Raw genomic sequence first — 7,572 nt, 5'->3', positions numbered from 1 at the left:
TATTCTTGTTGGCGAGAATGAATGTTATACTTGAGATAAATTTTATCATCGATAGTCTTGCTATTTAATTGATGTTTGTAAAAAAGTGTGTGTAATTTATGGCTTGTTTGGGTTTGGGTGGGATTAGATAGTGAGAATTGGTTGGTTTTTGTAAAGATATAGGGTTTGAAACTATGTTTGCAAGATAAAAGAATGAGATATTTGAGATTGTTAAAGCCAAGTAATGATTAAAGATTGGAGAATGAAGGTGTAATCGTATGCATGCTTTCTAAATGATTAAAATAATTAAGTTTTATGTATTTTTCTTTATTGCCTATAATGAAGATTGTATTTTTTGCTCGAGTTAATGCAACATTGATTAAATTTGGCCTAGATGCTACCCAATTTCTAGCATTTTCGTTATTTCCACCTAAGATAAGTATGATTATATCTGCTTCTTTTCCTTGCATTGTATGTATAGTACCAATTTTATCATCTTTTAAATTATTATATTTATTGGCTATATCTTTTAATTTTTGTTTAACATCTACAAATGGCGTAATGATTCCAATCTCTAGATCATATTGAGTAATTTCATCTAAAAGTATGTGTAAATATTCTATTTCCCTTTCATTGCAATTACCATTCCATTGTTCTTCTTTGATATTGTACCAAGTGTTTTGTAATTGTAGGGTGTTTTCATTTTTCTTTCCATATATCATCATACCGCCATATGCGATTTTATTAGATAGTTCAAATATAGGTCGGTCGCAGCGATTATGCACACGCAAGGGAGAGCCTAACCATATTTTTTGACTGTCTTGACAAATATATCTTCCATATGATTGCAAGAAGTCGCATCTACTTTGTAAAGAAGTATTTTTAACATCAAAAGCTTTATCTATATTGAAGTATTGTGTAAAAAAATTATTTATATTGTTTGGAATATTTACAATAGGTTCAAGCTGTAGTGGATCTCCTATTATGATGGCTTTTTTTGTTCTGTATATAGCCCCAATAGCACTTGTTATAGTGCTTTGTCCTGATTCATCGCTGATTAGATATCCAAATTGATTATGTCCTATATCTTTAAAACAAGAGCCAAAAGAAGCATAAGTAGAACTAATTGATGGTATTATAAAAAATAAACTTTTCCATATTTCAACAATTTTATTTTCCGAAAGATTCCTATAGTTGTTGTTTTCTAAAATATCACTTAATACTTCTAAATTTTGAGCAAAATACAGATTATTACTTAGTATGGCTACTTTGTGAAGATTAAGTGCTTTTATAAATAAGTCTTTTCGTGCTTTAGAAAGTTCTGTTGTTTCGCCATTTTCTACCATAAAAAATGAAGATTTTTCCATAGATGCTTCATCATGTAAATAAAATTTTTGGTTGAGAAAAGAGATATGTTTTTCTATATTTTTTACATAATTTTTTCCCATAAGTCTATATGAAAGTAGTTTGTATAGGTAAGTAATAGTATTGATTAAACTGCCACTATTTTTTAGTTTGTTGTAAATTTTTACCTTTTGGATTATATGTTTTTCTTTTTTGTTTTTATCTAGTAGATTATTAACCCTGCGCAATGCTTGGTTGAAATCATTTTTTGCTTGCTCAAAATCTTTACTAGTGAGCTTATTGCTTTTTATATAATTTATAAGACCGATAAATTCATATTCTTTTGATTTAAAATCTTTTAAAACATTGTATATAAAAGAAGATTTATTGGAGTTATTACCCAATATACCACATATCAATCCCCAAGCTTTAACTTCAGTTTTTTTATTTTGGTTTAAAAATCTTGTAGCTATCTCACTAAAATAATCAAGATCTTGAATATAGCTACTATCGATACCATTATTTGTAGGTATTTCTTTGCTTATATTTTCTACAGCATTATTGTTACTAGAAGATAGTATGATCTCATAACCTTTTAGCTTTTCATTTAGCTTATAAATTCCATCCTCTTTTTTTATAATTTCATCATAATTTAGTTTTGAAATTTCTATAGCCCTTTGAGTAATAATACCTGCTATGATATCTTTTACAAGCGTTGTTTTTCCAGTCCCTGGAGGTCCATTGATAGAGTAGATATCGTTATGATCTTTATTCATTTTAAGTATTTTGTTTACTGCAAATTGTTGAGAATACATCAATGCAAATTGACTTACAAAAGAGCTAGGAGCCAATTCATCAATATAGTTTTCCAAAATTTCTAATTGATTTGTTTTTATATCTATGCGTTGTTTTATTTTATTGCTTAGATACTTATCTATCATGGGAAATGTGTTTTCTTCATAATTATTTAAAATATTCGCTAATTCTTGTATATAAAAACTATTTAGAAATACATTTTCATTCATAGTTTTAGTAAGATTAACTGATATTCTAAATTTGTTTCCAAGTAATGGAACATCGTGTTCTATGATTTTGATAGCGTTATTGTAAAATTTATCAATACATATATTTTTAAGCGAAGACAGTTCCTTGGCAATGTTTTGGCTTAGATTAATAAAATCAATATAAGATGATTTTATATTTTCAATATTGTTTATAGCCCATGGTGCAGTGGATAAATAAAAATTTTTCGCATTAAAAACAAAATCATTATCTATTATTGGATTGAAATTTTGATGAATGTTTGAGTTAAATTCATTGAATTTTATAATTTCATTTTCATTTGTAAAATTTAAACGACCATTAAATTTTAGAACAAAAGATGCATATTCTGTATTTAAATTATCGTAAAAATTTTCCAAGTCTTTGTTAATATTAAATTTATTTATAATATTTTCAAATAAGGTTTTATTGTTATAGATGGCACCCTGTATGATAATTTCTACACTATAATCATCTAAATTTTTGTTATTTAAGGTTAAGGCATTGCAAATTTTTTCAATCTTTTCTCGAATATATTGGTTAATATATGAAGTTTCGCATGTATCGCAACAATTGTTTATCTTTTTGATATTTTGAGGTGTTAAATATTCCACAAAAAGTAAATATTTTAAAATATCAATATTGCTACTCAAGTTAAATCCTTAAATAAAAATATATAAACTATATCTTAACATGTTTTTACAAATTTCCATTTTCTTAAAGTAAAATTTTGATAAAATAGAAACTATTTTAAAAAAGGTGCAAGATGAAATTTGAAGCCATAGATGAAAAAGAATTTTTAAATCCTTACTACCGCAAAAAGCCGATTTTAGAAGCAGAGTTAAACGAATTTATTAAAGCTTTGAAAGATTATAAAACAAGCTTAGAAAACAATCTCAAAAACAACGAAGACTCCCTAGTAGCAAACGCTTTAAGCAAATTTTTTGAAAATTTGCATTTTGAGTGTGAGATAAAAAGCATACATAAAGGCAACAGTGGTATGGATCTTGCTTTGAAAAAAGACAAGCAAATTCAAGTCATCGTCGAAGCAAAATTGCCCCATTCTAAAGAATTCTTTAGTCAAAGCAAGCCCAACTGCAAGGCTTTGCACGAGTGCATTTTGTATTATCTTCGTGAAAGAAAGGCTTTAAATTCATCACTCAAGCACATCATCATCACGGATTTTTATCGTTTTTATATCTTTAAGGCGGATTTGTTTGAAGAGCTTTTTAACAAAAACAAGTATTTTAAAGAAGCTTTTGAAAATTTTGAAAGCAAAAATTCTCTTTTTAAGGGCAATACCGATGAATTTTACAAAGAGTGCGAAAAGCTTTTAAGCAGTGAAAAATACCTTGATTCTATCACAAGAAAGGATTTATTTGATGAGCCTAGCTTAAAGGGTGTTTTTATCGATATAAAGCCTATTTTAGAGCAAGAAAAGCCAAGCTTTAGCAAGCTCAAGCCTTTATTTAAAATTTTTTACAAAGACTTTTTGTTAAGTGAGTTTAACCCCAACGATGCAAATTCACTCAACAACGCTTTTTACAAAGAACTTTTATACATCTTAGGGCTTTGTGAGAGCAAACAAAACTCAAAGCTCATCATCGCAAAAAGTGAAGAAAGTAAAGAAGAGCAAGGCACTTTCTACACCGCTATAAATTCTAAGCTTAAAGAAGAAAATTTTGAAACCATCTTAAAACTTTTGATCTTATGGCTTAATCGCATTTTGTTTTTAAAGCTTATAGAGTCAAATTTGGTGCGTTTTAATGATGATAAAAATTTGAAATTTTTAAATTTCAAAAAAATCCCTGATTTTGACAAGCTTAGCGAACTTTTCTTTGAGGTTTTAGCCAAAGAAAAAAGCACGCGAAAGAAAAGCGAATTTGCTTATCTGCCTTATTTAAATTCTTCTTTGTTTGAAAAACAAAGCATAGAAAACACACTTGAAATTTCAAGCTTAAGCAATGACTTAAAGCTTTTTTACTATAAAAACACTGTGCTAAAAGATGATAAATGCAAGGCTAAAAAAGGACAAGTGGGGCTTTTAGAATACTTGTTTGAATTTTTGGATAGCTTTGATTTTGGTAGTGATGATGAGCAAAGCGAAATTTTAAGCCAAAAAGAACTCATAAGCTCAAGCGTTTTAGGAAATGTGTTTGAAAAACTCAATGGCTACAAAGAAGGGAGCTTTTACACGCCAAGCTTTATCACTTCTTATATGTGTAAAGAAAGCATCACAAAAGTTGTGCTTGATAAATTCAACGCTCAATTTGATCTTGATGCTAAAGATATAAGCGAACTAAGAAAGTCTTTAAGAAAAGAAGACAAAAAAGCACAAAAAGAGCTTTTAAATTCCATAAAAATTTGCGATCCTGCGGTGGGAAGTGGGCATTTTCTAGTTTCTGCTTTAAATTGTTTGCTGAGTATCTATGATGAGCTAAATCTTTTTGATGAAGAATTTTATCTAGAAGTGCAAAACGATGAAATTCTCATCACGGGTAGAAAAGGCGAGTTTATAGAGTATAAACGCCCAAGTACGCCTAAAGATAAAGCCCATCTTATCCAACAAGAACTTTTTCACACTAAAAAAGACATCATAGAAAATAACCTTTTTGGAGTCGATATCAACCCTAACTCATGCGAGATCACCAAGCTAAGGCTTTGGATAGAGCTTTTAAAACATAGTTTTTATCAAAGCTTTGATGATGAGAATTATCACGATCTTAAAACATTGCCAAACATCGATATAAACATAAAATGCGGAAATTCTTTGGTATCTTACTTTGAAACAGGCAAAAGCCTAAACCACTATCCTAACATCAAAGAACGTATGGGCAAATACAAACGCATAGTAAAAGACTATAAAGAAGGCTTTTACACAGATAAAAATCTCATTGCCAAGGAAATAAAAAATCTCCAAGAAAGCTTTAAAAATTTTTGTTTGAAAGATAAATTTAACAAAGAGATCAAACAGCTCACAAATGGGGCAAACGAGTATTCTAAAAAATACGGCGATTTTTTAGCCGATGAACATCACGATGAAAAATTTAAAAGCTTTTTTTCTAAAAATATGTTTGAATTCAGTTTTGATGAAAAAGAAGCCACAAAAGAATTTGCAAATCTTAAAAAAGAATACGACAATATCTTCAACCTAGAAAGCAATCATCCTTTTGAATGGCGTTTTGAATTCCCTGAAATTTTGGACGATGATGGAAATTTCAAAGGCTTTGATCTCATCATCGGCAATCCACCTTATATAAAAGAAGCTGAAAATAAAGAACTTTTTACCAATACAAAAAAGTTAAGAACTTATCAAGGAAAAATGGATATTTGGTATCATTTTGTAGGGCGTGGATTTGATATACTTAAGAATAATGGATATTTAGCATTTATCGCTACAAATAATTGGGTTACAAATTCAGGAGCTAAAAAACTACGCAATATAGTTTTAGAAGAATCCCAAATTTTAAGCCTTGTTGATTTTAGTTCTTTTATGGTGTTTGATTCTGCAAGTATACAAACGATGATTATGAGTTTTCAAAAAATAAAACCGCCTAAAAATTACGAATTTCATTTTGCTAAAATCACAACCCAAACTCCAATTTATGAAGATGCTCTAAGTCTTTTAAAAAATGAAAAAACCCAAAACAATGAAATTCTAAAGATAAATTTAACTCCAAAAAAATTCATAGATAAAACTTTAAATTTTACAAAAAGTGATTATGAAGAACTTTTCAATAAAATTCAAAAATATGGGAAATTTTATCTTGAAGAAAGGGAAGTGGCACAAGGAATAGTTTATCCTCAAGAAAATATAAATAAAAAATCTTTAGAAATTTTAGGAAATAATTTTTATTTAGGACAGGGAATTCAAAAATTAACAAATGAAGAAGTAGAAAATTTAAATCTTTTAAAAAATGAAAAAATACTTTTAAAACCAATTTTTGAAAGCGATAATATTCAAAAATATTTTGTAAAAAGATATAATTATTTTTGGGTTATTTATACAAATTCATCTTTTAAAAATCCAAATTCTATGGATAATTATCCAAATTTGAAAAAACATTTAGATAAATTTAAAAAGGTTATTACTTCTGATAATAAACCTTATGGTTTGCACCGAGCAAGAGATGAAAAATTTTTTACAGGAAGTCCTAGAATAGTAGCACTTAGAAAATGCGTAGGTGAGCCTAAATTTAGCTATGTTGATTTTGATTGTTATGTGTCAGCAACTTTTTATGTGATTAAAACTCAAAGAATTAATGTTAAATATTTAACTGCTATTTTAAATTCAAAGCTTATAGCATTTTGGTTGAAACATAAAGGAAAAATGCAAGGCAATAATTATCAAATTGACAAAGAGCCTTTACTAAATATCCCTATAGTAACTATAAATTCCAAAAATCAAAAAATAGCTGATGAGTTTATAAATTTAGTCGATGAGATTTTAAAAGCCAAAGAACAAGACAAAAACGCAAACACCCAAGAACTAGAAAACAAAATCAATTCTTTGGTTTATAAACTCTATAACTTAACTGAAGAAGAAATAAAAATCATTGAAGGAAGATAGTATGAAATATAAATGGATAGTTAAAAATGCTTATATTAACTTCAAGCTTAATAATTTATATATGCTAATTAACCCTTCACATAAAATCTATCTTAAAAAAGATATGTGTTATTGTTTTGAAATTTATATAAAATATAGAATTTTTAACAATTGTATTTTAGTTTGTGATATGTTGGATAATTGGTGGAAATTGATTTCTTCAACTCTTCATTTAGATAAAAGTCATATAAAATATAACTATCTTTCAAATACATTTATTGTAAGTGATTTTGAGCTTGGAATTAAACTAGAATCTAATTTGCTAACAAAATTTAATTTTGAATTTTATAATGGATTGATTCTCAATCAATTATCAATTACCAATGGACTATCCCTTAAAAGAGAAAACTATAATAAATCTTTGAAATTTTCAAATTGTAAATTTAATAAAGAGTTTTGTATCGCTAGAATTAATATTAGCAAACAAATTGTTTTTGAAAATATATACTTTCTCGAAAATGTCTTTATTGAATGGGTAAATTTTAATGAAAATTCATGCCTAAGGTTTTTTAAATGCAATTTTAAAAAGCAATGTAATTTTAAATATAATATTTTTTACAATGAAATTGATTTTTTGGATATTTACGCTAAAGAATTAA

At 27.5% G+C, this 7,572-nt stretch carries 2 protein-coding genes; one reads left to right on the top strand and one right to left on the bottom strand.

Translation table 11 applies throughout. The features are described from left to right. Nucleotides 1-227 precede the first annotated feature (227 nt). A complete protein-coding gene (locus KAR67_RS08815; RefSeq protein ID WP_004295506.1) occupies nt 228-3,017 on the bottom strand; it encodes an AAA domain-containing protein in 2,790 nt (929 codons plus the stop codon). Between the two features lie 113 nt (nt 3,018-3,130). Here KAR67_RS08815 and KAR67_RS08810 point away from each other — a divergent pair, with 113 nt between their 5' ends. Beyond that, nucleotides 3,131-6,934 (top strand): Eco57I restriction-modification methylase domain-containing protein, encoded by a 3,804-nt coding sequence (locus KAR67_RS08810; RefSeq protein WP_162284595.1) that lies wholly within the window; start codon nt 3,131-3,133, stop codon nt 6,932-6,934. Nucleotides 6,935-7,572 lie beyond the last annotated feature (638 nt).

The sequence above is a fragment of the Campylobacter sp. JH32 genome, from assembly GCF_017846535.1.
Taxonomy (GTDB): Bacteria; Campylobacterota; Campylobacteria; order Campylobacterales; family Campylobacteraceae; genus Campylobacter_D; species Campylobacter_D coli.
This window is presented reverse-complemented; position numbering and strand designations above follow the sequence as displayed.